The sequence below is a fragment of the Pseudomonas sp. NBRC 111127 genome (genome assembly GCF_001320345.1).
GTDB classification, from domain to species: domain Bacteria; phylum Pseudomonadota; class Gammaproteobacteria; order Pseudomonadales; family Pseudomonadaceae; genus Aquipseudomonas; species Aquipseudomonas juntendi.
In genome coordinates this window covers 1-516 of the sequence record NZ_BCBD01000352.1, presented here as the reverse complement: position 1 = coordinate 516, position 516 = coordinate 1, and the positions used below count along the sequence as shown (strand labels likewise).

Here is a 516-nt window from a genome sequence, read left to right as displayed (position 1 = left end):
GCACCTGCGCCTGGGCATAGATGCGCTGTGCTTCAGCGCCTCGCAGTGCTGCCTGTGCGTTCTGGACCTCCGCGATGCGCTGGGCCAGGGCGGCCTTCAGCGCCATGCCAGCCTTGGCTACATAGAGGGTAAGAGCCGCAGCGCCCGCGCCACCCATGGCGACCGCCACCAGGTCAACGTTGTCGGCCAGGGCGATCAGCACGCTAGACAGGCCTGCAACTGCTCCGGTCTGCTCCTCCATGCCGCCCAGGAAGTTCTGAATGGCGTTACTGATGTTTACCATCGCGTCCTGCACGCTGGTGGACATGTCAGCCGCAGCCTTGCGGTTGACCTCCACGGTGCGCAGCAGGCCGGTGTTGATATCATCGAGCGACAGTTTGCCTTGCACGCCGAGCTTACGGATCTCTTCAGCGCTCTTGCCGGTGGCAGTGGCGATCGCAGTGACGATGGTTGGCATTGCGTCCTGAATGGACACCCAGCCATCAGCCTCAACCTTGCCGGTCTGCAGCGCCTTGG

1 protein-coding gene is annotated in these 516 nt (G+C 63.6%); it reads right to left on the bottom strand.

Annotation, left to right across the window (positions count from 1 at the left end; all coding sequences use genetic code 11):
• The coding region (locus tag APH30_RS27395) for a tape measure protein (RefSeq protein ID WP_156326764.1) at positions 1-516 on the bottom strand (516 nt) is incomplete at both ends.